Below are 26,291 nucleotides of genomic sequence, written 5' to 3'. Positions count from 1 at the left end.
ATGAATTTTCTAAATTAAGCGGCAGCCTGTTTGCCCTTGATGGACTTTACGGCTTTTTCCGCCGCATCGGCCAGGTCGTCCGCCGGGATGATGGCCAGGCCGGATTTGGCCAGCAGCTCTTTCCCTTTTTCCACGTTGGTACCGGCAAGGCGTACCACCAGCGGAATGGAAAGGCCCACTTCCTTGGCAGCCGCGATCACACCTTCGGCAATCACATCGCACCGCATGATGCCGCCGAAGATGTTCACCAGAATGGCTTTCACGTTCGGGTCAGACAGGATGATCTTGAAGGCTTCGGTCACTTTTTCCTTATTCGCGCCACCGCCTACGTCGAGGAAGTTGGCAGGTTCGCCGCCATAGAGCTTGATGATGTCCATGGTGGACATGGCAAGGCCGGCGCCGTTGACCATGCAGCCGATATTGCCGTCCATGCGCACGTAGCTCAGGCCGAATTCGGAGGCTTTGCGCTCAAGCGGGTCTTCCTCGTCCTCGTCGCGCAGTTCCACGATATCCGGGTGGCGGTAGAGGGCGTTGTCGTCGAAGTTGAATTTGGCATCGAGGGCGATCAGCCGGTTGTCCCAGGTGATGACGAGGGGGTTAATCTCCAGCTGGCTGGCATCGGTCTCCACGAAGGCTTTGTACAGACTGCCGATGAAGGTGGAGAGCTCCTTGTGCAGCTCTTTCTTCAGGCCCATGCCATAGGCCAGGCGACGGATGTGGAAGGCCTGCAGACCGGCGGCGGGATCGACCGAAACGGTAACAATTTTATCCGGCGTGCTGGCGGCGACTTCTTCAATGTCCATGCCGCCTTCGCTGGAGCCGATGAAGGTGATGCGGCTAGTGGCGCGGTCCATCACCACGCTGAGGTAGAGTTCCTCGGCGATATCGCTGCCTTCTTCAATGTAGACGCGCTTAACCACCTGGCCATCGGGGCCGGTCTGGTGCGTTATCAGCGTCATGCCCAGCATGGCTTCGGCATATTCGCGTACTTCGGAGAGTTTCTTGGCCAGTTTCACACCACCCGCCTTGCCGCGCCCGCCCGCGTGGATCTGTGCTTTCACCACGGTTACTTTGGAGGAAAGCTTTTCCGCGGCTTTTACGGCTTCATCCGCCGTGAAGGCGACATGCCCGCGGGGCACGTTGACGCCAAATTTGGCAAGGATGGTTTTGGCCTGATACTCATGGATATTCATGGGAAGATTCCCTCACGTTATTTTATGATGCCTTGCACCATAAAAGAGTTTTCCTCGATTGCAACGGCTCTGGCGCGATTCTTATGGATTTTTGATGTTTGGCTAAAATTTTAACCATTCGGTCAGGAATTAGGGTTATCCTGAAATTTCACGCATCCGATACGTTTAAACCCCCGAGGCACTCATGGCCGCCATCACCAGCCTTTCCATCCTGGTCAGCATCATCGGTTTTTACTGGTGCATGCATCAGGAGCGCAAGGTGCAGCCTGTGAAGGTTGAGAACAAGCAATTGCCGCCCCAGCAGTGAGGCGGATTACCGTCAAGGTCATTCCCAACGCGAAACGGGATGAAGTGCTTGAAGAGCGGGAAGAGGACGGCCGATTTAACATGAAGGTGAAAGTCAATGCGCAGCCGGAGGGCGGCAAAGCGAATGATGCCGTTATCAAGCTATTGGCGGAGTATTTTAACGTATCGAAGCAGCATGTCGAGATTGAGCGCGGGCATGCGGGGCGTACCAAGCTTGTCAGAATAGAAACGCTTTAGCGTTTACCAGGGGTCCAACTTCATGCTGTTGCGCTGGGCCTGGCGGTCGTTCATCTCATCCATCTGCATGCGTTTTTTTGCCAGTTCCGCCGGGTTGGTGGAGAGCTGGTTCATGATGTAATCCGACGGCATGGGCGGTTGCTCGTCCGGTTTGCGGTCGTTTTGCTGATTACCCTGCTGGTCCTTGTCGCCCTGCTTCTCGCCGGGGGAGGAATCGGCCTGCTGGCCCTCGTTGCCCTGTTCGGGTTTATAGGGGGAGCCGCCTTCGCCCTGCTCGGGTTTTCCATCCTGCGGCTTGCCTTCGCCGCTGCCGCCGCCCTGCTGTTCATTGGGTTTTCCCTGCCCGCCGCCGCCGCCTTGTTGCTTTTGCTGCTGTTGCCGCAGCATTTTTTTGGCGAGTTCGAGGTTGTAGGTGGCGTCGGGGTCTTTCGGCTTGGCGGCGAGGGCGGCAGTGTAGGCATTGATGGCGCCCTGATAGTCGTGCTGCTGGAACTGGCTGTTGCCCCAGTTGTAGAGGGCGGGGAAGGGTTGCTTTTCCTCTGGCGCGGCCTGTTTAAAGGCCTCGGCGGCTTCGGCATATTTACCGGCTTTGTAAAGCGCCACGCCCTTGCGGTAGTCGTTGTGTAAGGCTTCGGCGGCCGCGTTGTAATCGCGGTGTTCGTAGAGCGAGAGGCCTTTCATGTCGTCGCGCAGCGATGCGGGCTCTTCCGCGATGGCCAGCGCAGGGAGCATGGTGGCGATCAGCGGCCAGAAATATTTCATGGCATTTCTCCCGCTTCAAGGCGGCGCAACCACCAGGCAGCCAGTAAGGCCGCCATAGCGGGGATGAGAAACCAGGGATAGCCCTCTTTCCACATGCGCCAGGTCATATGCTGGTCGGTCCCTTTCAGACCAGCCATGATGGGGGCAAAAAGCGCGTCCGTGTCCTCCCGCCCATAGGTGGCGTTCACCCAGGTGCCACCGGTTTTTTTCGCCAGTTCCTTCAGCCAGGCCTCATCGCTTTTGGATATGTGCGCCGCGCCTTTGTCATCCTGCACATAATAGCCTTCGCCATCGGGGATGGGCGCGCCTGCTCCGGTGCCGAACTGGAAGATATGCAGCATGACGGGCATATGGTCCTTGCCAAAGGCGGTCAGTTTTTCCACCGCATGTTCGGTGCCATTTTTTGTGTCCGCCAAGTCGCCATCGGTCATCAAAATGATGTGCAGGTTGCTGGAGCCGTGCTTGGCGGCCATCTGCTGCAGGCGTTTGTCGGCCAGCTCCAGCGCGGCGGGGGTGTTGCTGCCCTGGAGCGGCACGATGTCGGGCGTCAGGCTCTGGATGAGGCTTTTCAGTGTTTCGTTATCGCGCGTGAGCGGGGAAAGGCCGTGGGCGCTGGCGGCGAAGGCGATCAGGCCCGTCTGAATGCCGAAGCTGGTGAAACGTTTCGCAAGGTCGAGGCCTTCCTGCCGCAGGCGGTCGATGCGGCTGGGTTTAAGGTCGGCGGCGAGCATGGAGCGGGAGATATCCGCCACCAGCATCACAGCGGCATCCGGCGCGGCAAGGGGGACGTCCTCATGCTGCCAGCGCGGGCCTGCGAGTGAAAGCAGCATGAGCACGGCCCCCAGCTGCGTGAGGGCAGGGACGAGCCAACGCGGCCAGGCGGTGGAGCTGTCGTGCTGAGACTGTCCGCCGCCACCGCGCAGCAGCTTCGGCAACAGATGTGCATCGGCATAGGCGGCGAAGCTTTCCGCCAGGGTGGGCTTTTTCACACGCGGGCGCACCAGCCACCAGAGCAGCGGCAGCAGGATGAAGCCGAGCAGCAGCCAGTTGGGTTCCGCAAAATGAAAGCCCTGCTCATCCATGGCGTTTCACCAGTTGCACGGGGTTGGCCAGAGGCAGCAGCAGGATGATGATGGCGGCGAGTGCCATGCCCAGCGGCCAGCGGAAAAGCGGTTCATGCTGCATCAGCACGGTGCTTTCGCTTTCCGTGCGCTCAATGGCGTTGATGCGGTTGTAGACCTCTTTCAGCACGTCGGGCTCGGTCGCGCGGAAGAAGCTGCCCTGCGTGATGCGGGCCATCTCTTTCAGCGTTTCCACATCCACTTTCATTTCCGCTTCGATCACCGTGGTGCCGAAGGGACCTTCCTGCGGGAAGGGCACCTTGTCGCTTTTGCCGATGGCGATGGCATAGAAATGCACGCCGTAATCCTTCGCCAGTTTGGCCGCATCCAGCGGTTGAATGGAACCGGCGGTGTTTTCGCCATCCGTCAGCAGAATGATGACGCGGCTTTTGGCGTTGCTGGTTTTGAGCATTTTAACACTTAGGGCCACGGCATCGCCGATGGCGGTGGCATCGCCCACCAGGCCCACCTGCATGTCTTCCAGCGTTTCCAGCACGGCATCACCATCGTTGGTGAGCGGGCTTGCGACATAGGCATTCTCGCCGAACCAGACGAGGCCCAGGCGATCGCCCGGCTGGTCCTTCATGCGGTCGGCCACGAAGCGGTAGAGCACCTGGCGCACCACCTCCATGCGGGTGACGCGGTTGTCGGCGTCGCGCCAGTCCTTCGACATATCCAGCGCCAACATGGAACGGGAAAGGTCGGTCGCCAGCACCAGGTCGATGCCCTCGCTTTTCACGCGCGTCTGACTGCGGAGGATTTCCGGCTGCATGAGGGCGAGGGTAAGAAACAGCCAGACGCATGACCACCAGACCCAGCGCCAGTTCGTTTGCGCGCGACGCGGGGTGGCGCCCGTTTTTTCCATCAGCATTTTCAGCCAGCCCGCGGCGGGGTGATAGAGGTAGGTCCCGCTTTCGGGTTCATTGCCTTTTTGCGTGAACAGAAAGCGATGGGCGAGCCAGATAAGCAGGGGTATAAACAGCCATGCTATTTGCAGGGGTGATGCAAAATGGAAGCTAGCGTTTTGCATCGGTTTTACCTTTTGCATCCGCTGGGGTTTCCAGGCGGGTGAGCCATTCCAGCCCTGCTTTGGCGGCTTGTTGCAATAGCTGAGATGAAGAAGGAGGCGGATTGGGATGGTAGAGCTGCTTCAGCAATTCGCCGCCGTCTCGTTGCCACGCAAAGCCGTTTTTCGCATGTTCGTCCAGCCAGGCGAGCCAGGCATCGCCCTCTAGCCCGGCGGCGGCATCGCGCCCGGCCTGACGGATGGCCAGCATCTTGAGGCAGCCCATCAGCAGCAGGATGTTTTCTTTGTTGACGTTGCCATGCCGGGCCAGCGTTTCCAGCGTCTGGCGCAGTTCGTTGACCGCGATAACGGGCTGGCGTTTTCTGGTTTCCTTCCAGATGAGCCGCGTGAGAAAGAGCACGAGCCCAAGGATGATGGCCGCGCCGCCGATGATCATCAGCCATTCCAGCAGCGCCTGCCACCAGCTTGCATCCATCGGGCTGATATCTTTCAGCTGGGCGAGGGCCTCGTCATGCGTCACAGCCATTCTCCCAATTTGCGCCAGAGCATGGGCGTGGTGCCAAGCTCGGTGGTGGTGGAGGTTGCCATGAGCGGTACGCCGCACAGCTGCGCGATGCGTTGCAGGCTGGCGCGGCGGTCTTTCCAGATTTGTGAGTAGCTATGCTGAAGCTTCTGGCTTTCGGTGTTCAGCTTCACGCGGCGGCCGCTTGCATCTTCCAGCGGCAGGGCGGAGAGCGGCGGCAATTGCTGATCCGCCGGGTCGTCGATGGCCAGCAGCACGGGACGGTGGCGTCTGGCGAGGATGGCCAGTTGCTGTTGCAGGTTGTCGGCGTCTTTTTCCTGGTGCTGATGAAAATCCGACCACCAGAGGATGCGCGCATGCACCTGGCGCAACCAGGGCAGGGTGAGGATGGCCTGGCACTGGGCGCTCAAATTGCCGGGCATGTTGATGGACGGTTTCATGTTGCCTTCCGACAGGGCTTGCAGGATGCGGTAGGCCGCCTTTGGGCCATGTGTCGGCGGGATGGCGATGCCGCCCTGATCGGTCAAGATGAGGCCACCCACCAGGCTGCCGCGTCCAAGGGCAAGCCCCGCTGCCAGTGCGGCCATGTTGCCTGCCAGCACATGCTTGAACTGCACGCGCGTGCCGAAGCGCATCGGCGCAGTGGCATCGATCAGCAATACGACCAGACGCTGCTGCTCTTCCACGTAAAGCTTGGTATGGGCGCGACCGGTGCGGGCGGTGACCTTCCAGTCCATGCGGCGAATGTCGTCGCCATGCGCATATTCACGCACGGAATCAAAGATCATGCCCTGGCCACGGCGGCGGCTGGGCGCTTCGCCCACCATACTGAGGCTGGCGATCGGCGTGCCGCGCAACTGGTTGGAAAGGGTGCGGCCGCGCGCCAGCCATTGCATCAGCCCCGGCAGGCTGGGGTGAGTCGCGTCAGCGTGCTGGCTGCGCGCGTTCCACATGGCTAGACGATGGCAACGATATCGAGCAGACGCGCCACGGCCTGATCGGCGCTGATGCCGCTGGCCTGCGCCTCGAAGCTGAGGCCGATGCGGTGGCGAAGCACGGCGGGGGCCATGGCCTTCACATGCTGCGGCAGCACATATTCATCGCCGCGCAGCCAGGCCAGCGCGCGGGCGGTGCGGCCAAGCGCCAGCGTGGCACGCGGGCTCGCGCCGTAACGCAGCCAGCCTGCGAGGTTGGCGTCCAGCGCTTTCGGCTGTCGGCTGGCATGCACGAGGGTGACGATGTAATCGGCGATTTTGTCGTCCATGTAGGTCTGCGCGGCCTGTTTGCGCGCGGCCAGCACCTGGTCGAGCCGCAGGACGGGGCTTGCCTTGCTGTTGGGGGCGATTTTTGCATCCAGCGAGAGGATGCGTTTTTCCTCTTCCTTGCTGGGATAGGTGATGGGGATGTGCAGCAGGAAACGGTCCAGCTGGGCTTCGGGCAGGGGGTAGGTGCCTTCCTGCTCGATGGGGTTTTGCGTGGCCAGCACCATGAAGACTTCCGGCAGGGCGTAGGAGCTCTGACCGACCGTCACCTGACCTTCGCCCATGGCCTCCAGCAGGGCGGACTGCACTTTTGCAGGGGCGCGGTTGATCTCATCGGCCAGCAAAATGTTGTGGAAGACCGGCCCGGCGCGGAAGGTGAACTGGCCGCTTTCCGGTACATAGATATCGGTGCCCACGACATCAGAGGGAAGCAGATCGGGCGTGAACTGGATGCGGTGGAAGTCGGCTTCCAGCGTTTCGGCGAGCGTCTTGACCAGCGTGGTCTTGGCCAGCCCCGGCATGCCTTCGAGCAGCCCGTGGCCGCCGCAGAGCAGGCAGACCAGTAATTGTTCGATGGCGGCATCCATGCCCACCACGCGCTGGCGGATGGCTTCGATTACCTTGTCAAACGGCGCGCGCATGGCGGTTATCCTCTTAACGTCAAACGGTAGGAAAGGCTGTCATGCAATGCACCGTAGGAGGCGTCGATCACGTTGCCGGACACGCCGACGGTGGTCCAGACGCGGCCTTTTTCGTCACGGCTTTCAATGAGCACGCGGGTGATGGCGCGGGTGCCGGCTTCCGGCGTGAGGATGCGCACCTTATAGTCGGTCAGCACCAGTTTTTCGAGCACGGGGTAATGGCTGGAAAGCGCCTTGCGCAGCGCCATGTCGAGCGCGTTCACGGGGCCGTTGCCTTCAGCCACCGTCATCACCTGCTCGCCTTTGACTTCCACCTTGGCGGTGGCTTCCGACAGGGTGACGACCTTGCCGTGCGCGTTGAAGCGTCGCTCGTCCATTACGCGGAAACTTTGCAGCTTGAAGAATTCCGGCACGTTGTTCGGTGTCAGCACACGGCGGGCGAGCAACTCGAAACTGGCGGCCGCGCCTTCGTAGCTGTAACCCTCCGCTTCTCGCCGCTTCAGCTCGCTGATGAGTTTTTCCAGTTCCGGACCGGATTCGTCGCATTTGATGCCGAGTTCCTTCAGGCGCATCACCACATTGGCACGGCCTGCCTTGTCAGAGACGATGATGGTGCGTTTGTTGCCCACCGTTTCCGGCGCAATATGCTCGTAGGTGCGGGAATCCTTCACGATGGCGGAGGCATGCAGACCGCCCTTGTGCGCAAAGGCGGCCACGCCGACATAGGCGGCATTCTGGTTGGGGGAGCGGTTCAGGCGTTCGTCGATCATGCGCGATTGGGCCGTGAGGTGCGGCAGCTTGTGTTCACCCACGCCGGTGCGGAGGCCCATTTTCAGCATGAGGTTCGGGATAATGCTGACGAGGTTGGCATTGCCGCAGCGCTCGCCGATGCCGTTCATGGTGCCCTGCACCTGGCGCACGCCGGCTTCCACCGCGGCAAGGGAGTTGGCAACGGCCTGCTCGGTGTCGTTATGGCAATGGATGCCAAGCTGGGTACCGGGGATGTGTTTGGTCACATGGCTGACGATGCGATGGATCTCCGAAGGCATGGAGCCACCGTTGGTGTCGCACAGCACAATCCAGCGCGCACCGGATTGCAGGGCGGTTTCGATGCAACGCATGGCGAATGCCGGATTGGCTTTGTAGCCGTCGAAGAAATGCTCGGCATCCAGCATGGCTTCCTTGCCGTGTTTGGCGACCGCGTGGATGCTGTCGGCGATCATGGCGATGTTTTCTTCAAGCTTGAGGCCGAGGGCCTTTTCCACCTGAAAATCCCATGCTTTGCCGACGATGCAGATGCTGCCGACCTCCTGCTGGACGAGGTCCTGCAATTGGGGGTCGTTGCTGGCGCTGCGCCCGGCGCGTCGGGTCATGCCGAAGGCGGTGAGTTTGCTGTGCTTGAGTTTGGGCGGGGCGGAGAAGAAGGCTTCATCCAGCGGGTTGGCGCCGGGCCAGCCGCCTTCGATGAAATCGATGCCGAATTCATCCAGCGCCTTGGCGATGGCATGTTTGTCCGACAGGGTGAAATCCACCCCACGTGCCTGAGCGCCGTCGCGCAGGGTGGAGTCGTAAAGATAGACGTAGTCGCCGCTTTTCTTACTCATGTTCTTATGCCGCCTTTGCGCTCGCCGACTGTTTGCAGGCCGTCAGGAATGCGGCGAAAATGGCATTGTCTTCTTCCGTCGTCAAATATTCCGGGTGCCATTGCACGCCGAGGCAGAAGGTATAATCCCGTGCTTCGATGCCTTCGATCACCGTATCAGGGGCGCGGCAATTGACCACAACGCCCTTACCCGGCTCGCGCACGGCCTGGTGATGGGTGCTGTTGACCATGAATTCGCTTTTGCCGGTGATGCGGTGGAGCAGGGTGCCGCTTTCGACCTTCACGCTGTGGCTGGGCAGGTGCTTGGGCGTTTTCTGCTCATGTTCCAGACAATTGGGGATTGCATCGGGGATATGCTGGATGAGCGTGCCGCCGAGCCCGACATTCAGCAGTTGCTCGCCGCCACACACGCCGAGGATGGGGATGTTGCGCTTGAGCGCGCCGTGAAGCATGGCGCTTTCAAATTGTGTGCGCGCGGGTTTGGTGGTGACGGTGGCGTGCTTGCTGGTATCGCCGAAAATGGAGGGGTCGATATCGAAATTGCCGCCGGTGATGACGAGACCCTGAATCATATCCAAGTATTTCTCAGCTAAATCAGGATGATATGGTAGCATGAAGGGGATGCCGCCATGACGGGCGACCGCGTCGCTGTAATTCTGGCGGAGGGCATACCAGGGGCTTTGGGCGTAGCCGCCCGGTTCCTCGTGGTCGAGCGTGATGCCAATCAACGGCATAAAGCTGGATTTCACCATTTCTTTATCAATCCGGTCTATCAGGGATGTGTACCAGTAGGATGGCACAGGATAGGCCAATGTCAACCAGCACCTTATTAGGCGTTTTGTTCGGTTTTATGCTGTTTGTGGGCGCCATTGCCCATGAGACGGATAATTACCGTTCCTTCATGAGCCTTTCTGCCTTCATGATCATTTTCGGCGGCACGCTTTCGACCGCTTTCATGAACTATCAGTACCGTTACGTGGTCGAGGCTTTGAAGGCCGTCATCAACATGTATAAAAAACCGCCCGCCAGCCGCGAAAGCATGGTGCAGGACGTGATGTACCTCATCAAATGGGCCTATGTGGTGCAAAGCAAAGGGATCGTTGCGCTGGAGCAGGAAGTAAAGGCCACGCGCATCAACAACCCGCTGCTGAAATTCGGTGCGGACGCGGTGGCGACGGGCTATGAATCCCACAAGATCAAGGAGATCATGGAAATCGCGGTGGAGAGCGCCTATGAGCGCGCGACCGTGGTAGTGGACGTGCTGAAGAACATGGCCGCAACCGCCCCGATGTTCGGCATGGTGGGCACGCTGGTCGGGATGGTGGTGATGCTCCAGAATATGGGCGAGGATATGTCCAAGATCGGTAAGGGGATGGCGGTCGCTCTTCTTGCAACGCTTTATGGTGTGGTGGCCGCGCGGATGGTGTTTCTGCCCGCCGCGCTCAAGATGGAACAGAATGAGGGCATCGTGCGCCATCGCAACATGATGCTGGCCGAAGGGCTGGTCGGCATCGCCGAGAAGCAGAGCCCACGTTACCTGCAGGACCGTTTGAACAGCTACCTCGACCCGTCCATGCATTTCAGCATCGACAAGCAGATGCATTAAGGTTTCCATGGCTTTCAAGAAGAAACATAAACCAGAAGATGAGAATTGGCTGGTAACCTACGCCGACATGGTGACGTTGCTGATGTCGTTCTTTATTTTGATGGCCACCGTTTCCAAGCCGCAGCCTTCGCTTTTCGAAGGGGTGAAACAGGGGCTGATTTCCGAATTCGCCACCGAAGGCAAAGGCAAGGGGCAGGAGGCGGCCACCACCGAGACCGCCAAGGACGCCATCCAGGCGCTGCTGCTGAAGCATAAGGCCTCCAAGGAAATCACCATGGAGGATTCCGGCAACGGCATGATGATGGATTTCACCGAGGCCAGCCTGTTTGAGCCGAACTCCGCCACCATCAGCGATAAGGCCAAGCCGATTCTGGACGATCTGGTGCTGGAACTGGCGCGGGTGGAATATGATAAATACCGCATCGTGGTGGAAGGGCATACGGACGACACGCAGCCGACCAATCCGGCATTCCCGACCAACTGGGAGCTTTCTTCCGTCCGCGCGGCGGCAGTGGTGCGTTATTTCATCGCCAAAGGGTTTGATCCGCGGCGGCTGACGGCCAGCGGCTATGCCGATACCTTCCCCAAGCGCCCGAACAAGGATGGCTACGGCAATCCGATTGAGGAGAACCGTGCGATTAACCGGCGCATATCTATTATGCTGGAACGGGATTAGGCTTTTTCATCGCTTTGTCATAATTGCTTCCTATGAGGGACGCTCTTAGGAAAGGTTTTTATGGCGGATTTGGCAATTATCATGGCTTCCCAAGGAGAAGCGGAGCTTTTTCCCAGAGTGGAAGCGCTGGACAATCTCGATCAGCTCGGGGTGGCACGGGTGCTGGCGCGCGCGCTTCAATGCATGGCCAACGACGCGCGCTTAATGGCCGCTACGGACGAGGCTCAAGCTGGCTATGTGGCAGGTGAGATTGCCTATTACCTGCGTTACTCATACGATCGGCGCAATATTTCCATTTCCCTGGAGGGGCAGGCCACGGATGCGCCGCGCCCGGTTAATACAAGAATGTCAATGCAGGCCGTATATGCACTGAGCGAGACGTATGCCGGTGCTATTCAAGGGCTGATCATGAAGGGTGATAAAGAAAGCATCCTCGCAGTTTCCCGCGCATTGGCCACCATCAGCGCCCAGGTAGCGGTTGCCGAAGGGGCAACGGTTTACAGCTTTGGCGCGGAGGGTTATGTGGATGCCGTCCTGCAGGAAGCTATTCGCGCCCTGGAGAATGGCGCCGCGCGTTGATAGTCAGCTTTTTACCACGCCAATATAAGGCAGCTCGCGGTAATAGCCTGCCCAGTCCAGCCCGTAGCCGATGACGAATTCATCCGCTACCGTGAAGCCGACATAATCAGCCTTTACAGGGTGCTTAAGCTTGCCCGGCTTGTTGAGCAGCACGGCGAGCCTCACGCTGGCCGGTTCGTAGGCGTTCAGCATCTCGATGGCGAAGCCGAGCGTGTTGCCGGTTTCCAGAATATCATCCAGCAGCAGCACGTGGCGACCTTCCATGCCGTCGCCCAGGCCGCGCACCAGCTGTACCTTGCCGCTGCTTTGCGTGCCTTTGCCATAGCTGGACAGGGTCATGAATTCCACCTGGATGCGCATGTCATGCGCGGCGAGCGCGCGCATCAGATCGGCGGCGAACATGAAGCTGCCGCGCAGCAGCGCCACCACGGTGAGATGCTTGCCTTTGTAATCGCGCGCGATGTCGGCCGCGAGTTCCTTGATGCGCGTGGCGATGACGGTTTCCGGGTAGAGCACATCGATGCTGTGGGGGGCGAGGTCGGCGGCGGTGGTGATCATAAAGGGGTGCTCTTAGGGGCGCATACTGAGTTGGATGGTGTTGCCCAGGTCAATATCGACATGCGTGACGCGTGGCGAGCGATTTTTGATCTCCGCGGAGAAGGGCACGGATTTGCCCGGCTCAAGCGAGAGGCCCTCGCCGGGGTAATTGACATAATGGACGATGTTGTTCTGCGCGTCCTTCAGGCTGATGCGCAGAATAGGCACGATGCGGTTGTTTTCGGCCTTGTTCTGGATGGTGCCGGTGATGAAGTAGCTGTTTTCTTTACGGCCGGGCAGCACCTGCACATTGACCTTGCCGAGGACGAGGCCATCGGTGGCGGTGATGCCCGCCATTTCATAGAGCGAGGAAAGCACGGGCATGCCGGAGAGCTTGTCGCTGAATACCCATGCGCCAAATACGAACGCGGCGATGCCGAAGGCCATGGCCGCCAGCTTGAAGACGCCCGGATCCATCGGCGCTTTTTCCTGCGGCGCAGGCGCGGCGGAGCCGAAGGCGATTTTGGGCATGTCGCCATCGTCCCATTCCGCGATGGGCTGCATGGGCTCGTCGGTCGAAGGAGCGGGTGCGCTGATGGCCGGTTCCGGCGCGGGAGCGGCGGGAGCAGGCGCGGCGAGGGGGGGCGGTTCATCGGCATCGGAAGGAAGGACATGCCATGTGTGGCTGCATTTCGCGCAGCGGACTTTCCTGCCGGCCGGGGGCACGGCGGAATTGGGTACTGAGAATTTAACCGCGCAAGACGGGCAGGTGATGATCATGGCGCATCGTAAAAAGGAGCTCTGCATGATTATGTTTATTTTTCGCCATGCATCCACTAAAAACTTGTTCCAATTCCATTAACCGTGTCATCCCCCGATTTGAGGTGCTTCCGTGGCCAAGCTTGCTGCCAATGCCCAGTATATTTTGCGTTGCGAAGGGCTTAGCGCCTATTATGAACAGGATAAGCCGGTGCTGGAGGATGTGAGCTTCGCCCTCAAGAAAGGCTCCTTCCATTTCCTTACCGGGCCGAGCGGCTCGGGCAAATCCACCTTGTTCTCCCTGCTGTCGCTGGCGATGCGGCCTGCCTCGGGCAAAATCTTCCTGTTCAATGACGAGGTCACCCGTCTGCCGGACGAGCGCATGCCGTTTTTGCGACGCAAGGTGGGCATGGTGTTTCAGGATTACAAACTGCTGAACCACCTGACGGTAGAGGAGAATGTGGCCCTGCCGCTGAAGATCGAAGGAGTGGACCGCGGAACGGTGGCGCGCAACGTGAACGAGATGCTGGAATGGATCGGCATGGGGCCTTATGCAAAAGTGCTGCCGCCGACCCTTTCGGGCGGGCAGAAGCAGCGCGTGGCGATTGCCCGCGCGGTGATCACCAAGCCGGAAATCGTGCTGGCCGACGAGCCGACCGGCAACCTCGACCCCGACCTCGGCATGCGGTCCATGAAATTGTTCGAAGGGCTGCACAAGCAAGGGGTGACCGTGCTGGTGGCCACCCACAACGAAGCGATGGTGGAGCGCATGGGGCACCCGATTTTGCGGCTGAAGAACGGGCATATCAAACAAGGGCTGCCGACGCGCGAGGCGTCCAGCCTGTCGCCGGAGTTTATCGCATGAAGCCGCGTGACACGCAGAGGCTGAAGGCGGTTTGCGCCCTTGTGTTGGGGATGGCGCTGGTGCTGGGTGTGCCCGCCCATGCGGCCGATGCGCCGAGCCTGAAACCGCGCATGGCGGAGAAGACGCTTTCCAACGGCATGCGCGTGGTGGTGGTGGTGAACCGCAGCGTGCCGGCGGTGATGCACATGATCTGGTTTACGGCGGGGTCAGCCGATGAGCTGCCGGGCAAGGGCGGCATGGCGCATTTTCTGGAGCACTGGATGTTCAAGGGAACGAAGCGTTTCCCCGAGGGCGCATATTCGCGTGAGATCGATAAGGTCGGCGGCAGTTCCAACGCCTTTACCAGCCGCGATTACACGGCGTTTTTCGCGCGGGTGCCCAAGGATTTTCTGCCAAAACTGATGGAAATGGAGGCGGACCGGTTTCAGCATTTTCCGAGCGACCCCAAAACCTTCGAGGGTGAGCGCAACGTGATTGTGGAAGAGCGCAAGATGCGGAGCGAAGCGAGCGTGGACGGCATGGCGGATGAGGAGATGAACCTGCATGAGTTCCGCCATCATCCGTACCGGTTGCCGACCATCGGCTTTACCAGCGAGATTCTCGGCATGAAGCTAGAGGACCTGAAGGCGTTTTATGACCGTTATTACCAGCCGGCCAATATGATTCTGATTGTCGGCGGTGATGTGGAGCCGGAACAGGTGTTCGCCGAGGCGGAAAAACATTACGGCCCGCTGAAGGCAGGGCAGCGCAATGCGCGCCAATGGCCGGTGGAACCGCCGCAGCATGGGGCGGTGGAACTGATGCTGACGCACCCGCTGGCAAGGCAGCCGGTGTGGGAGCGCCGTTACCTCGCCCCGCAGGGAAGCACAGGAGCGGATGCGTGGAAGGCCGACGCGCTGCGCCTGGTGGCCTATGTGCTGGGTGCGGAGCCGCATGGGGTGCTGTATCAGCAGCTGGTGAAAAAGCAGCCGGTCGCCACGGGGGTGAATGTGGGCTACACGCCGCTGACGGTCGGGCCCACAAGCGTGGATATCAGCTTTCAGCCCGCGCCGGGAACCAGCCGCGCGGCGATGGATGCGGCCTATGAGAGGGTGCTGGCGGATTTCCTGAAAAACGGCGTGACGGATGCGCAGCTTCAACAGGCCAAGGATGCGATGATCGCGGCGGATATCTACGGCTATGAGGGCATCAGCGGCATGCCGTTTCGCATCGGGTTTGCCGTGGCGGTGGGGCTGCCGCCTTCTTACATCCTGGATGCCGCCAAGCGGTTGCAGGGCATCTCGAAGGAGCAGGTGAACCAGGTGGCGAGGGAAGTGATGGCACGGCACGCGGTGGGATTGTGGCTGACGCAGCCACCCGCATCCGCAAAAGCCGTACCGGGAGGCAAACAATGAGGCATTATCTGATCGCATTTTCATGCCTGCTGCTGGTGCTGTTGCCATGGCAAGCAAAGGCATTCCCTCCGGTGGAAGCGCTGAAGACGCCAAAAGGTATCACGCTCTGGTATATGGGGCATCATGAGGTGCCGGTGGTTTCGGCCATTGTGTCGGTGCAGGGGATCGGCGCGTTTGCGGAAAGCGAAGCGCAATCCGGCCTGGCGGCGACGAGCGCGCGCATGCTGATTGAAGGCGCGGGCGGCAAGAGCGCCGAGGATTTCCAGATGTACCTGGACCAGCGTGGCATTGAGCTTGCGCCAGTGGCGCAACCGCTGAGCCTGGATGTGTCGCTGAAAACCATCAGCAACCGCGTGGATGAGGCTTTTCCGAAGCTGGCGGACCTGCTGCTGCGCCCGGCCCTGCCGGAAGCGGCGCTGGGCCGCGTGAAGGAACAGCTGCTCGCAGGCTGGCAGGCCATGCAGCAGGACCCCTCCAGCGTGGCAGGCATTGCCTGGTGGAAGGAGGCGTTTCCGACGCACCCGTGCGGGCGGCACGGACAGCTGACGCCGGAAAGCGCGCAGCATATCGGCCTGAAGGATGTGAAAGGCTTTTTGCAAAAAGGACTGTATCGCCAGCGCCTGAACGTGGTGGTGGTGGGCGATATCAGCAAGGAAAAGGCGGTGCAGTTGGTGGATGCGGCCTTCGGCGCCTTGCCGGATGAACCCGCGCCCTACGCATTCCCCGCTGCCGTGCCGATGGCCAAGGGGGGAACCAGCCATGTGAGCATGGACACGCCGCAGGCGGCCGTGATGTTCGGCATGCCCGCCATGCCGCGTTCCAGCCCGGATTTTTTTGCCATGAACATTCTGACGCATCTGTTTGGCAGCGGCAATTTCTCCTCGCTGATGATGCAGCGGTTGCGTGAGGAGAAGGGTTTGGTTTATGGTGCCTCTGCCGATTATGTGTTTCATGAATCCTGCCCGGTATTGACGGGTGTGTTTTCCACCCGTCCGGAAAATACCGAAAAGGCCATTGCCAGCTTCCGCGAGTTGCTGGCGCAGACGGCCAAGGGCAATTTCACTCAGGCGCAGCTGGACGATACGCGCAGCAACCTGCTCGGCAATTTTGCCTTGCAGGCGGACAGCACAGGCAGGCTGGCGGGCATTCTGGCCAATATGCAGGCCAACCGTGTGCCGCCCGAGCATCTGCAGACCTATGTGCGGAATTATCAGGCGGTGACGCTGGATGACCTGAAACGCATTGCAAAACTATGGCTGAAGGCCGATGCCACGCGCATCATCAGCGCCGGGCCAGGTACGGCGGCAAAACCGTAATACAGAAAGTACATGCATCATGAGTTTTCCCTATAGTCAGCTGTTTCTCAACGCAGAAGGGCAGGATTACGCCATGCCCCCCACCATGGATGTGGCAGGGCTCGAAGGCCTGGCGGATATTTTCAGCAAGCCGGATATTCTGAAGCGCCACCCCGTGCTGGAACTTCCTTACCGTAAGGAGGACCTTAAGGCCGTGGTGAATTTTGCCGAAAGGGCATCGCGCTTCAAGCGGCTGATTGTGCTTGGCACGGGGGGGTCCACCCTTGGCGGGGCGACGCTGGTGGGGCTCGGCAAGCCGGGTACGACCACGGTGCATTTTGTGGAGAATCTCGACCCGGACAGCCTCTCCACGCTGTTGTCTCCCGACAGGTTAAGGGAATCGATGGTGCTGGCCATCAGCAAATCCGGCGGGACGGTGGAGCCGCTTTACCTGCTGCTGCAGGCGGCCTCCATGCTGCGTGAGATGGGGGTGCCGCTGAAAGAACAGGTGGCGGTGCTGACGGGCAGCAAACCTTCGCCCATGCGCAGCTTCGCGGAAGACCACGACCTTACCATCATCCCCCACCCGGATGATATTGGCGGGCGTTATGCGGTGCTGACGGCGGTCGGGCTGATTCCCGCGTTGCTGGCCGGGCATGACATCCATGCTCTGCGCCATGGCGCGACGGAAGTGGTGACGCGCCTGAAGGAAACGCCGGGTTATAACCCCGCGCTCATCGGCGCGGCATGGCTGATGCATTGCCAGCAGCAGGGGGCGAAGCTCTCGGTCTTCATGCCCTATTGCAACCAGCTGTTTGCCATGGGCACCTGGTATCGCCAGCTGCTGGCGGAAAGCCTGGGCAAGAGTGGCAAGGGGTTCACGCCCATCCGCTCACTCGGCGCGGTGGACCAGCACAGCCAGCTGCAGCTTTACCTGGACGGCCCGCGCGACAAATGCTTCACCATGCTGGAAGTGAATGTGCGCGGCAAGGGTGATATGGCTCCGGCGGAATGGTTGACCAAATATGGGCTGGATTACCTGCAGGATAATACATCCGGCGATGTGCTGATGGCGCAGTGCCAGGCCACGGCGGCGACGATGGCAGGCCATGGGCTGCCCGTGCGCCACATGGTGATGCAGCGGCTGGACAGTGAAGCCGTGGGGGCATTGCTGATGCATTTCATGCTGGAAGTGATCGCGCTGGCGGAGCTGATGCAGGTCAACCCCTACGACCAGCTTGCGGTGGAACAGGGCAAAGCTTTGACGCGCAAGGTGCTGCGGGCGCAAGGGACTGCCGCATGAGCGATGCGAAGCCCATTATCCGCCTGCTGCCGAATGTGGTGGTGAACCGCATTGCGGCGGGTGAGGTGGTGGAGCGGCCCGCCAGTGTGGTGAAGGAGCTGGTGGAAAATGCCGTGGATGCGGGCGCGACCCGCGTGGATGTGCGGCTGGAACAGGGCGGGCGCAGCCTGATTGCGGTGACGGATAATGGCATCGGCATGGGGCCGGATGATTTGAACCTGGCCGTGCAGCGGCATGCGACCTCCAAGATGCCGGAGGATGATCTGCTGGCGATCCGTTCGCTCGGGTTTCGGGGGGAGGCATTGCCTTCCATCGGCTCGGTGAGCCGGATGAAATTGACCAGCCGCGCCAAGGGTGCGGATGAGGCCTGGATGCTGGCCGTGGATGGCGGCGAGGTGATGGAGCCAGCGCCCGCGACGCACCCGGTGGGCACGAGCGTGGAGATTCGCGATCTGTTCTTCGCGGTGCCGGCGCGGCTGAAATTTTTGAAGACGGAACGCACGGAGCTGCAGGCCGCCACCGACATGCTGGAACGGCTGGCGATGAGCCATCCGTCCGTTGCGTTTTCCCTGATGCATGATGGCAAGATGCTGCATCAATGGCCCGCGCGAGGGACGGGGCATGAGGGCAGGCTGCTCCGGCTGGCGGATGTGCTGGGCAAGGAATTCGCCGAGAACGCGCAGGCGATTGAAGCCAATAACGAAGGCATGAAGCTGACGGGGTTCGCCAGCCTGCCGACCTTCAACAAGGCCACCAGCGCGTGGCAGTATGTTTCCGTCAATGGGCGGCCAATCCGCGACAAGCAGTTTCTTGGCGCCATCAAGGCGGCCTATCAGGATTATCTGGCGCATGACCGGCATGCGGTGGTGGCGATGTTTCTTGATCTGCCTTCGGAAGAGGTGGATGTGAATGTGCACCCGGCGAAGGCGGAGGTGCGCTTTCGCATGGCGGGGGCGGTGCGGTCGCTGGTGATTCACGGCATTCGTCAGGCATTGGCGGGGGCGGGGTTTAAGGCCTCCACGCAGGTGGCGGCGCAGGCGCTGCAATTCGCGCGGCCTGCAGTTATGCCACAAAGCAGTCTGCCGCTTGGGTATATGAGCGGTGCCGCGCCGCGTGTGGCAAGCGCGGTGCCGAGCTATACAGGCGCGATGATGCAGCGGGTGCGCGAGCAGGTGGCCCCTAAGCAATGGAACGAGCCGGAATCGCAGGAGCCGTTCGGCAGCGGGCCGGGGATTGCACCCGCGCCGGATAATCAGCCGCAGGAGGATGTGCCGCCGCTGGGCTATGCCAAGGCGCAACTGCATGGCACCTATATCGTGTCGCAAACGGCGGATGGTTTGGTCATTGTGGACCAGCACGCGGCGCATGAACGGCTGGTGTATGAACGCATGAAGCTTGCCATGAGCGAAGGCGAGCTGGCGCGGCAGGCGCTGCTGATACCCGAAGTGGTGGAAGTGGGCGCGCATGGGCAGGAGATATTGAAAAGCCGCGTGGAAGAATTGCTGCAGCTTGGGCTGAAGCTGGAGCCGTTCGGCGATAAGGCCGTGCTGGTGCGCGAGGCGCCCGCGCTGATGGGCGAATGCGACATTGCCGGGCTTGTGAAGGACATGCTGGCGGAGATGGAGGAGCATGGCGAGCATTTTTCCCTGCGTTCCCGCATCGAGCATATCTGCGGCACGATGGCCTGCCACGGCTCCGTGCGGGCGGGGCGGGCGCTGAGCATGGGCGAGATGAATGCGTTGCTGCGCGAGATGGAGGCCACGCCGCATAGCGGCCAGTGCAACCATGGGCGGCCGACTTATGTGGAGTTGAAGAAGGCGGATATTGAGAAGCTGTTTGGGCGGCGCTGAGTTGGTTGTTGTCATTCCGGCGAAGGCCGGAATCTATCTTTTTGTTTTATTGCGGATGTCAGCATGGATCCCGGATCGAGTCCGGGATGACGGTTTTCCTAAATTCGCTATGCTCATTAAGGAAAACAATTGGATGAATGTTGTTAGTGGCCAATAAAAAAGCCGGGCTTTTGGCCCGGCTTTTTCGTTCGATGTGCGGTCGGTTAGCCGACGATGTCGCAATCGGAGAAGAAGAAGCGGATCTCGTTGGCGGCGTTCTCGACGGAGTCGGAGCCGTGAACGGAGTTGCGCTCGATGCTTTCGGCATGGAGCTTGCGGATGGTGCCGGCATCGGCGTTGGCCGGGTTGGTGGCGCCCATCAGTTTGCGGTAGGCGGCAACGGCGTCTTCGCCTTCCAGAACCTGTACGACTACCGGGCCGGAAACCATGTATTCCACCAGTTCGCCGAAGAAGGGGCGCTCTTTGTGCACGGCGTAGAACTGGCCGGCCTGAAGGCGGGACAGGCGCGTGCGGCGCTGGGCGATGATGCGGAGGCCGCTTTCCTCGATCATGGCATTGATTTTGCCCGTCAGGTTGCGTTCGGTGGCATCCGGCTTCAGGATGGAAAAGGTGCGTTGGATCGCCATGTTCTTATCTCCAAGGGAATGTCTGATGGGACGCTCTCTAGGGTGGTTAGGGGGTAGAGGCAAGTGTTTTGTTTAAGATGACGCCCCTCACCCCAGCCCTTTCTGGGACTTACGCGGCCTTCGGCCACGGTTCCCCTCAAGCCCCGCAAGCGGGGCGAGGGAGCCTGCCGTGCAATTTCTCCGCTACGGGTACATAAGTATTGATTGACTCCCCTCTCCCTGCTGCGGGAGAGGGGGGGCGTGAGAGATTATTTCAGCAATTCCCTGCTGCCATAGGCGATAAAATGGCCGTTCCGATAATCCGGCTTGCCATAGGTGAAGGGTTTGCCTTCGGGCGTCAGCACCAGGCCGCCTGCGGCATTGAGCACGGCATGGCCCGCGGCGGTGTCCCATTCCATGGTGGGGGCGAAGCGGGGGTAGATGTCGGCACTGCCATCGGCCACGGCGCAGAATTTCAGGGAACTGCCCGCCTTGATGGCGCTTTTGACCTGCAAATGGGCCACGAAGGCCCTGGTATCGTCATCCAGGTGCGACTGGCTCATGACCACGTTCAGGCCGTCTTTTGAGGGTGCAAGGGTGCGAATGGCACGTTCCGGCCCGGTTTTTTCCCGCAGCCAGGCGCCCATGCCGACCACGCCGCCATAGAGCTTACCCGTTACCGGCACCTGCACCACGCCGAGGGCCGGCTGATGGTTGCGAATGAGGCCGATATTGACGGTGAATTCACCGGTGCGTTTGATAAAGCTTTTGGTGCCGTCCAGGGGGTCCACCAGCCAGAATTCATCGGCGGCGGCAGCGGCGTGGTTGGAGGTCTCTTCCTCGGAAATGACGGGGATGTGCGGAGTAAGCCGTGCCAGCCCGGCGGCGATGATGTGGTGGGCTGCGGTGTCCGCCTCGGTCACGGGGCTTTTGTCGTCCTTGCGTTCCACCGTAAACTCACCCGCGTAGACGGCCAGGACGGCTTCAGCGGCTTCCACCGCCAGCTGGCCGATGGCCTGGCACAGCGCGATATCAGGGTGGGAGGATGTGGCGGGGTGGGGCGACATTCAGGGGCCTTTTGTCTTATTATGAAAAAGCGACAGTACGCATGGCGGGCCTCGCTTGCAAGCCGGATCTGGCATGAAAACGGTGCTGCGGCGCAAGATGCAAAGCTTTTGCTTTTGGTGGTAGGCTGCACTAGAAGGCAGCAAGGCTTTGTTGATATTCTCGGCGTAAGCTTAACAAAGCCCGGAAATATGGATGAAAGGACGCATTATGCCAGCCAAACGGATGAGCGCTGTTTCCAAGCCGGTGGAAGAGACCAATCCCGTTTTGCAAAACATCCTGAATGCGATTCCTAAAAACATCGAATTTTCGCAGCCGCAACTGCTGCCGCGCTTTATCCATGAATATTTTCGTCATCTTCCCGAGGTCGACCTGCAGGGGCTGGACCCGGTGCAGGCCTGCAAGCGGGCGCTGGCCGCGTGGGAGTTCATCCAGAAGCGTCCGGCGTCGGAACCCGCCAAAATCCATCTTTACAACCCCACCATCAAGCAGCATGGCTGGCAGGCGCCCAGCAGCCATGTGCTGACCTTGCATGACGATATGCCCTTTCTGGTGGATTCCCTGACATCCGAAGCAGGGGGGCAAGGCTATGAGGTGCTGTCGCTGATTCACCCGATTTTGTTTGTGGAACGCGACAAGGATGGCGTGCTGAAAGCGCTCGGCAGCGCGGAAGAGGCTGATGAAACACCGGTTTATCAGGCGGAATCGCTCATCGATATGGAAGTGAGTCATGTTGGCGACGAGCATGACATGCAGGTATTTTCCAAGGCTGCGGCAGAGGTGTTTCATGCCGTGCGTCATTGCGTGGCGGACTGGCCTTCCATGACGGCCAAGGTGGAGAACCTTACCGGCCATCTGCGCCAGCTGCCAGCTTCCATCGCGCGGGATGAAATGCCCGAGGCGCTGGCGTTTCTCGCCTGGCTGCGCAACCATCATTTCGTGTTTCTCGGCGCGGTGGACTACACGCTGGATGCAAAGGGCGGCCTGAGCGCGGATGAAGCATCCCGCCTCGGGCTTTATTCCCCGGATGTGCCGAAACGTCTGGCACCCGCAGTCAAGCTGGCCGATTATGAAACGACGCATTTGAAAAAACGGCCCGAGTTGATTTATATCACCAAATCGGATGCCAAATCCGCCGTGCACAGGCCGATTGCGCTGGATGTGGTGAGTGTGAAACGCCTGAACAACCGTGGCGAACTGGTGGGTGAGAGCCGTTTTGTCGGGTTGTTCACCTCCACGGTTTATTTTGAAAAGATGGACGATATCCCGCTGATTCGCCAGAAGGCGGAGCATGTGCTGGAACGCGCCGGGTTTGCCCCGCGCAGCCATGATGCCAAAGCGCTGACGACCATTCTGGAATTCCTGCCGAGGGATGAGATGTTCCAGATGTCGGAAGATGTACTGCACAGCACGGCCATGGGGGTGCTTTCGCTGGAGACGCGGCCGCGGGTGCGGGCGTTTACCCGTAAGGATGAGTTTGAGCGGTTTATCGTGAGCCTGGTGTATGTGCCGCGCACGCGCTTTTCCACCGAGATGCGCACCAAGATTCAGGCGATTCTGGAAGAGGCCTACCACGCCAAGATGGATGCGTTTTACACCCAGCTGACCGATTCGCCGCTGGCGCGCATCCTGTTTAAGCTGCACACGACGCCGGGGCATATACCCGAGGTGGATATGGATGCCCTGAATGCCCGCCTGGCGGATGCGGTGAGCGCGTGGGACGAGTCGCTCGGCAAGGCGCTGCAGGGAACCTACGGCCCCAACCACGGCGCCAAGATGATGCGCATTTACGGCAAGGCTTTCAGCAGCGATTATGTGGCGCGTTATGCCGTGCCGCGTGCGATTGAGGATATCCGCAATATCGAGCTGGTGATGGCGAAAAAATCCATCACGGTGGATTTGTGCAGCGTGGATGAGGGTGAGCAGGCGCTGACGCTTCGTCTGTACAGCCCGGGCAACCAGGTGGCGCTTTCGGACATTCTGCCGGTGCTGGAGCATATGGGCCTGAAGGTGCTGGAAGAGGTGCCGGTGCGGCTGGGACCGCTTGGCGTGGAGAATGGCGTGTGGGTGCATGATTTCCGGCTGCGTTTGCGGCAGGGTGAATTGCCGCCGCTTTCTTCCATCAAGGCCCTGTTCGAGGAAACGCTGCTGAAAACCTGGCATCAGGAAATCGACAATGACGGGTTCAACCGTCTGGTGATCGCTTCCCGCATGGGGTGGCGCGATGTGGTGATGCTGCGTTCCTATGCCAAATATTTGAAGCAGGTGCGGTTCTTCTACAGCCAGGAAGCAATGGAAGATGCGCTGGCGAAAAACCCGAAAGTGGCGAGCCTGCTGGTGCAGCTGTTCCATGCGCGCTTCAACCCGGAGCTGGGTGGGCACCGCGATGCGCGCCAGGCCGCGCTGAAGGAAGAACTGGACCAGGCGTTCAATGCCGTGACCAATGTGACGGAAGACCGCATCCTGCGCCGTTATGCGGACCTGATGCTGGCCACCATGCGCACGAACTTTTTCCAGACGCATGAAAATACGGACGGCAAGCAGGAGCCGAAATCCTACCTGTCTTTCAAATTCGCCTCGCATAAGGTACCGTTTTTGCCGAAGCCGGTGCCGTTTGCCGAGATATTCGTCTATTCGCGCCGGGTGGAGGGCATCCATCTGCGCGGGGGGAAAGTATCGCGTGGGGGTATCCGCTGGTCCGACCGGAGCGAGGATTTCCGCACCGAGGTGCTGGGTCTGCTGAAAGCGCAGATGGTGAAGAACGCCGTGATCGTGCCGGAAGGCGCGAAAGGCGGGTTCTATGTGAAGGAGCCGCCCGCTTCCGGCGACCGTCAGGAGCTTCAGGACGAGGCCGTTTATTGCTACATCACCTTCCTTTCCGGCCTGCTGGACATCACCGACAACATGGTGAAGGGCAAGCTGGTGCCGCCGCAGAACGTGGTGCGTTATGACGGCGACGATCCTTACCTGGTGGTGGCGGCGGACAAGGGCACGGCGACCTTCTCCGACATTGCCAATGGCGTGTCGGAAAGCTACGGCTTCTGGCTGGGGGATGCGTTCGCCTCTGGCGGCTCGGCAGGGTATGACCATAAGAAAATGGGCATTACCGCCAAAGGGGCGTGGGTATCCGTGCGCAGGCATTTTCAGGAAATGGGAATCGACCCCAACCGCGATCCCATCACGGTGGTGGGCATCGGCGACATGGCGGGCGATGTGTTCGGCAACGGGCTGTTGCGGTCGGAAACCATGCAACTGGTCGGCGCATTCAACCATATGCATGTGTTCATCGACCCCAACCCGGATGCGAAGGCGAGCTTTGTGGAACGTCAGCGGCTGTTCGCCCTGCCGCGTTCCACCTGGGCGGATTATAATGAATCCCTGATTTCCAAAGGCGGCGGGGTGTTTCCGCGCAATGCCAAGCTGATTCAGGTGACGCCGGAGATGAAGGCGCGTTTCGGCATTGTGCAGGACAGCCTGACGCCTGATGAGATGATCCGCGTGCTGCTGACGGCGCCGGTAGACCTGTTGTGGAACGGCGGCATCGGCACCTATGTGAAATCGGAAGAAGAGAACCATGCGGATGTAGGCGACCGCGCCAATGAGGCCGTGCGCGTGGATGGGCGCGACCTGCGCTGCAAGGTGGTGGGCGAGGGCGGTAACCTCGGCTTCACGCAGCGTGGGCGCATCGAGTATGCGCTGCATGGCGGGCGCATCAATACGGATGCGATTGATAATTCCGGCGGGGTGGATTGCTCCGACCATGAGGTGAATATCAAAATCGCCTTGCGCCGTGCGGTGGAATCCGGCGCGCTGGATATACCCAAGCGCGACGAGCTGCTGGCGGCGATGACGCCGGAGGTGGAATTCCTCGTGCTGCGTGACAATATCCTGCAGACACAGGCGCTGACCATTGCCGAACGCCAGGGCGTCTCTCTGCTCGGGCCGCAGGCACGGGTGATGAAAATGCTCGAGAAGGACGGCATACTGGACCGCGGCATTGAGTTTTTGCCCGACGATGAACAGCTGGAGGAACGCAAGACGCTGAAAAAAGGCCTGACCCGGCCGGAGCTGGCCGTGCTGCTGGCCTACAGCAAGATGCACCTGTTCCGTGACCTGCTGCAATCCACCCTGCCGGACGATCCCTATTTCGCGCAGGATCTCATCCGTTACTTCCCCATGAACATGCGGGAGAGTTACGCCAAGGTGATTGAGCAGCATCAGCTGCGCCGTGAGATCATCGCCACGATGACGACCAACTCCATCATCAACCGCGTGGGCAGCACGTTCTTTTATCAGCTGACGGACGATGTGGGCATGCAGAGCTGCGACATCGCACGGGCCTATGTGGTGGCGCGCGACAGCTTCAAGCTGCGCGACATCTGGGCAGCCATCGAGGCGCTGGACGGCAAGGTAAGCGCCGACATTCAGGTGAGCATGTTTGTGGCCATCAACCAGCTGCTGTACCGTTTGACGCTGTGGCTGCTGCGTAACCTGCCGCACCCGCTGAATGTGGCAGAGGCGGTGCAGCGTTTCAGTGCGCCGGTGCAGCAATTGATGGAAAGCCTGCCAAAGATGATGAGCGAAGGCATCCGTGCGGAGCTAATTGGCGTGGCTGCGCATTACACCGATGCCGGTGTGCCGGAAGAACTGGCCAGTACCATGGCATTGCTGCCCTGGATGGCAGGCGCCTACGATATCATCCGTGTGAGCGAAAGCAGCAAGGTGTCCCTGGCGTATGTGGCCGGTGTTTACATGCACCTGAGCCATGAGGTGGGTATGGATAAGCTGCATGCCGCCGTGAATAAGCTGGAGCCGACCGATGACTGGTCACGCCAGGCATTGACGGCGATGGAGAGCGAACTGTTTGACCAGCATGCCCGCCTTGCCGGTGAAGTGCTGAAAGCCGCACCCAAAGCCAAAACGCCCGATGTGGCCGTGGCCGACTGGATGGAACGCAACCAGGCGAGTGTCAGCCGCATGAAGCATGCGATGGATGATATCGCGGCCTCCGGCTCGCTGGATACGGCGCGGCTGGTGGTGGCGCTCAGGAAGGTTGAGGCGGTAAGCCGGGCGGTTTAAACG

General features: G+C 60.2%; 23 protein-coding genes. 10 read left to right on the top strand and 13 right to left on the bottom strand.

The genetic code is table 11. From position 1 onward, the window contains the following. Window positions 1-14 precede the first annotated feature (14 nt). Window positions 15-1,193, bottom strand: coding sequence for an ADP-forming succinate--CoA ligase subunit beta (gene sucC / locus GC177_06870; GenBank protein MBI1275677.1), 1,179 nt, complete (start codon window positions 1,191-1,193; stop codon window positions 15-17). A gap of 288 nt (window positions 1,194-1,481) precedes the next feature. Here sucC and GC177_06865 point away from each other — a divergent pair, with 288 nt between their 5' ends. Then, window positions 1,482-1,736, top strand: a complete 255-nt coding sequence (locus GC177_06865; GenBank protein MBI1275676.1) for a DUF167 domain-containing protein — start codon at window positions 1,482-1,484, stop codon at window positions 1,734-1,736. A 3-nt stretch (window positions 1,737-1,739) separates the two neighbouring features. Here the strand turns inward: GC177_06865 and GC177_06860 are convergent, their stop codons facing one another. Genes GC177_06860 through GC177_06825 form a run of 8 tightly spaced genes read right to left on the bottom strand, consistent with a single transcriptional unit; the run spans window position 1,740 to window position 9,427 of the window. Next, window positions 1,740-2,498: a tetratricopeptide repeat protein gene (locus GC177_06860; protein ID MBI1275675.1), complete on the bottom strand. Its 759-nt coding sequence runs from the start codon at window positions 2,496-2,498 to the stop codon at window positions 1,740-1,742. Continuing rightward, window positions 2,495-3,580, bottom strand: coding sequence for a VWA domain-containing protein (locus GC177_06855; protein ID MBI1275674.1), 1,086 nt, complete (start codon window positions 3,578-3,580; stop codon window positions 2,495-2,497). The genes GC177_06860 and GC177_06855 overlap by 4 nt, the downstream gene beginning before the upstream one ends. Beyond that, window positions 3,573-4,667 (bottom strand): VWA domain-containing protein, encoded by a 1,095-nt coding sequence (locus tag GC177_06850; protein MBI1275673.1) that lies wholly within the window; start codon window positions 4,665-4,667, stop codon window positions 3,573-3,575. The genes GC177_06855 and GC177_06850 overlap by 8 nt, the downstream gene beginning before the upstream one ends. Then, window positions 4,636-5,172: a DUF4381 family protein gene (locus tag GC177_06845; GenBank protein ID MBI1275672.1), complete on the bottom strand. Its 537-nt coding sequence runs from the start codon at window positions 5,170-5,172 to the stop codon at window positions 4,636-4,638. Before GC177_06845 ends, GC177_06850 begins: the two co-directional genes overlap by 32 nt. Further along, window positions 5,163-6,122: a DUF58 domain-containing protein gene (locus tag GC177_06840; protein ID MBI1275671.1), complete on the bottom strand. Its 960-nt coding sequence runs from the start codon at window positions 6,120-6,122 to the stop codon at window positions 5,163-5,165. Before GC177_06840 ends, GC177_06845 begins: the two co-directional genes overlap by 10 nt. Window positions 6,123-6,124: 2 nt before the next feature. After that, window positions 6,125-7,072, bottom strand: coding sequence for an AAA domain-containing protein (locus tag GC177_06835; GenBank protein MBI1275670.1), 948 nt, complete (start codon window positions 7,070-7,072; stop codon window positions 6,125-6,127). Window positions 7,073-7,077: 5 nt separating this feature from the next. Further along, the gene (locus GC177_06830; GenBank protein ID MBI1275669.1) at window positions 7,078-8,676 is read right to left on the bottom strand and encodes a citramalate synthase; all 1,599 of its coding nucleotides are present in this window, start codon (window positions 8,674-8,676) and stop codon (window positions 7,078-7,080) included. Between the two features lie 4 nt (window positions 8,677-8,680). Further along, on the bottom strand, window positions 8,681-9,427 hold the full coding sequence (locus GC177_06825) for a gamma-glutamyl-gamma-aminobutyrate hydrolase family protein (protein MBI1275668.1): 747 nt from the start codon (window positions 9,425-9,427) through the stop codon (window positions 8,681-8,683). 26 nt (window positions 9,428-9,453) lie between these two features. Here GC177_06825 and GC177_06820 point away from each other — a divergent pair, with 26 nt between their 5' ends. Genes GC177_06820 through GC177_06810 form a run of 3 tightly spaced genes read left to right on the top strand, consistent with a single transcriptional unit; the run spans window position 9,454 to window position 11,536 of the window. Then, window positions 9,454-10,281, top strand: a complete 828-nt coding sequence (locus GC177_06820) for a flagellar motor protein MotA (GenBank protein ID MBI1275667.1) — start codon at window positions 9,454-9,456, stop codon at window positions 10,279-10,281. Window positions 10,282-10,288: 7 nt separating this feature from the next. After that, window positions 10,289-10,957 (top strand): OmpA family protein, encoded by a 669-nt coding sequence (locus tag GC177_06815; protein MBI1275666.1) that lies wholly within the window; start codon window positions 10,289-10,291, stop codon window positions 10,955-10,957. Window positions 10,958-11,017: 60 nt separating this feature from the next. Then, window positions 11,018-11,536, top strand: a complete 519-nt coding sequence (locus GC177_06810; GenBank protein ID MBI1275665.1) for a hypothetical protein — start codon at window positions 11,018-11,020, stop codon at window positions 11,534-11,536. Window positions 11,537-11,539: 3 nt separating this feature from the next. Here the strand turns inward: GC177_06810 and hpt are convergent, their stop codons facing one another. Further along, window positions 11,540-12,058, bottom strand: a complete 519-nt coding sequence (gene hpt / locus GC177_06805) for a hypoxanthine phosphoribosyltransferase (protein ID MBI1275664.1) — start codon at window positions 12,056-12,058, stop codon at window positions 11,540-11,542. Window positions 12,059-12,106: 48 nt separating this feature from the next. After that, complete coding sequence (locus GC177_06800; GenBank protein MBI1275663.1) at window positions 12,107-12,880, bottom strand: DUF3426 domain-containing protein; 774 nt, start codon at window positions 12,878-12,880, stop codon at window positions 12,107-12,109. 115 nt (window positions 12,881-12,995) lie between these two features. On the opposite strand from GC177_06800, the gene GC177_06795 reads away from it, so the two are divergent. Genes GC177_06795 through mutL form a run of 5 tightly spaced genes read left to right on the top strand, consistent with a single transcriptional unit; the run spans window position 12,996 to window position 19,539 of the window. Next, window positions 12,996-13,697, top strand: coding sequence for an ATP-binding cassette domain-containing protein (locus tag GC177_06795; GenBank protein ID MBI1275662.1), 702 nt, complete (start codon window positions 12,996-12,998; stop codon window positions 13,695-13,697). Beyond that, the gene (locus GC177_06790; protein ID MBI1275661.1) at window positions 13,694-15,091 is read left to right on the top strand and encodes an insulinase family protein; all 1,398 of its coding nucleotides are present in this window, start codon (window positions 13,694-13,696) and stop codon (window positions 15,089-15,091) included. Before GC177_06795 ends, GC177_06790 begins: the two co-directional genes overlap by 4 nt. Further along, window positions 15,088-16,407, top strand: coding sequence for a hypothetical protein (locus tag GC177_06785; protein MBI1275660.1), 1,320 nt, complete (start codon window positions 15,088-15,090; stop codon window positions 16,405-16,407). The genes GC177_06790 and GC177_06785 overlap by 4 nt, the downstream gene beginning before the upstream one ends. Beyond that, the gene (locus tag GC177_06780) at window positions 16,358-17,689 is read left to right on the top strand and encodes a glucose-6-phosphate isomerase (protein ID MBI1275659.1); all 1,332 of its coding nucleotides are present in this window, start codon (window positions 16,358-16,360) and stop codon (window positions 17,687-17,689) included. Before GC177_06785 ends, GC177_06780 begins: the two co-directional genes overlap by 50 nt. After that, on the top strand, window positions 17,686-19,539 hold the full coding sequence (gene mutL / locus GC177_06775) for a DNA mismatch repair endonuclease MutL (protein MBI1275658.1): 1,854 nt from the start codon (window positions 17,686-17,688) through the stop codon (window positions 19,537-19,539). The genes GC177_06780 and mutL overlap by 4 nt, the downstream gene beginning before the upstream one ends. Before the next feature lie 203 nt (window positions 19,540-19,742). Here mutL and GC177_06770 read toward each other — a convergent pair whose 3' ends face one another. Further along, a complete protein-coding gene (locus GC177_06770; protein ID MBI1275657.1) occupies window positions 19,743-20,165 on the bottom strand; it encodes a nucleoside-diphosphate kinase in 423 nt (140 codons plus the stop codon). Between the two features lie 248 nt (window positions 20,166-20,413). After that, entirely contained in the window at window positions 20,414-21,211 is a 798-nt protein-coding gene (gene cysQ / locus GC177_06765) for a 3'(2'),5'-bisphosphate nucleotidase CysQ (GenBank protein MBI1275656.1), read from the bottom strand. Between the two features lie 193 nt (window positions 21,212-21,404). Between cysQ and GC177_06760 the strand changes: the two genes are divergently transcribed. Further along, window positions 21,405-26,288 (top strand): NAD-glutamate dehydrogenase, encoded by a 4,884-nt coding sequence (locus GC177_06760; GenBank protein ID MBI1275655.1) that lies wholly within the window; start codon window positions 21,405-21,407, stop codon window positions 26,286-26,288. The last annotated feature ends 3 nt before the right edge of the window (window positions 26,289-26,291 follow it).

This window comes from bacterium, from assembly GCA_016124905.1.
Classification (GTDB): Bacteria; Pseudomonadota; Alphaproteobacteria; order Rickettsiales; family RI-342; genus RI-342.
Note: the sequence above shows the minus strand (reverse complement) of the source record. Positions and strands in the feature narration are given on the sequence as shown.

Coding starts and splice junctions, on each gene's coding strand:
- GC177_06780 (MBI1275659.1), top strand. CDS start 16,358: ATGCCACGCGCATCATCAGCGCCGGGCCAGGTACGGCGGCAAAACCGT.
- GC177_06810 (MBI1275665.1), top strand. CDS start 11,018: ATGGCGGATTTGGCAATTATCATGGCTTCCCAAGGAGAAGCGGAGCTT.
- cysQ (MBI1275656.1), bottom strand. CDS start 21,211: ATGTCGCCCCACCCCGCCACATCCTCCCACCCTGATATCGCGCTGTGC.
- GC177_06850 (MBI1275673.1), bottom strand. CDS start 4,667: ATGCAAAAGGTAAAACCGATGCAAAACGCTAGCTTCCATTTTGCATCA.
- GC177_06815 (MBI1275666.1), top strand. CDS start 10,289: ATGGCTTTCAAGAAGAAACATAAACCAGAAGATGAGAATTGGCTGGTA.
- GC177_06760 (MBI1275655.1), top strand. CDS start 21,405: ATGAAAGGACGCATTATGCCAGCCAAACGGATGAGCGCTGTTTCCAAG.
- GC177_06835 (MBI1275670.1), bottom strand. CDS start 7,072: ATGCGCGCGCCGTTTGACAAGGTAATCGAAGCCATCCGCCAGCGCGTG.
- GC177_06855 (MBI1275674.1), bottom strand. CDS start 3,580: ATGGATGAGCAGGGCTTTCATTTTGCGGAACCCAACTGGCTGCTGCTC.
- GC177_06820 (MBI1275667.1), top strand. CDS start 9,454: ATGTGTACCAGTAGGATGGCACAGGATAGGCCAATGTCAACCAGCACC.
- GC177_06840 (MBI1275671.1), bottom strand. CDS start 6,122: ATGTGGAACGCGCGCAGCCAGCACGCTGACGCGACTCACCCCAGCCTG.
- GC177_06845 (MBI1275672.1), bottom strand. CDS start 5,172: ATGGCTGTGACGCATGACGAGGCCCTCGCCCAGCTGAAAGATATCAGC.
- GC177_06790 (MBI1275661.1), top strand. CDS start 13,694: ATGAAGCCGCGTGACACGCAGAGGCTGAAGGCGGTTTGCGCCCTTGTG.
- mutL (MBI1275658.1), top strand. CDS start 17,686: ATGAGCGATGCGAAGCCCATTATCCGCCTGCTGCCGAATGTGGTGGTG.
- GC177_06860 (MBI1275675.1), bottom strand. CDS start 2,498: ATGAAATATTTCTGGCCGCTGATCGCCACCATGCTCCCTGCGCTGGCC.
- GC177_06830 (MBI1275669.1), bottom strand. CDS start 8,676: ATGAGTAAGAAAAGCGGCGACTACGTCTATCTTTACGACTCCACCCTG.
- GC177_06770 (MBI1275657.1), bottom strand. CDS start 20,165: ATGGCGATCCAACGCACCTTTTCCATCCTGAAGCCGGATGCCACCGAA.
- GC177_06785 (MBI1275660.1), top strand. CDS start 15,088: ATGAGGCATTATCTGATCGCATTTTCATGCCTGCTGCTGGTGCTGTTG.
- sucC (MBI1275677.1), bottom strand. CDS start 1,193: ATGAATATCCATGAGTATCAGGCCAAAACCATCCTTGCCAAATTTGGC.
- GC177_06800 (MBI1275663.1), bottom strand. CDS start 12,880: ATGCAGAGCTCCTTTTTACGATGCGCCATGATCATCACCTGCCCGTCT.
- GC177_06825 (MBI1275668.1), bottom strand. CDS start 9,427: ATGGTGAAATCCAGCTTTATGCCGTTGATTGGCATCACGCTCGACCAC.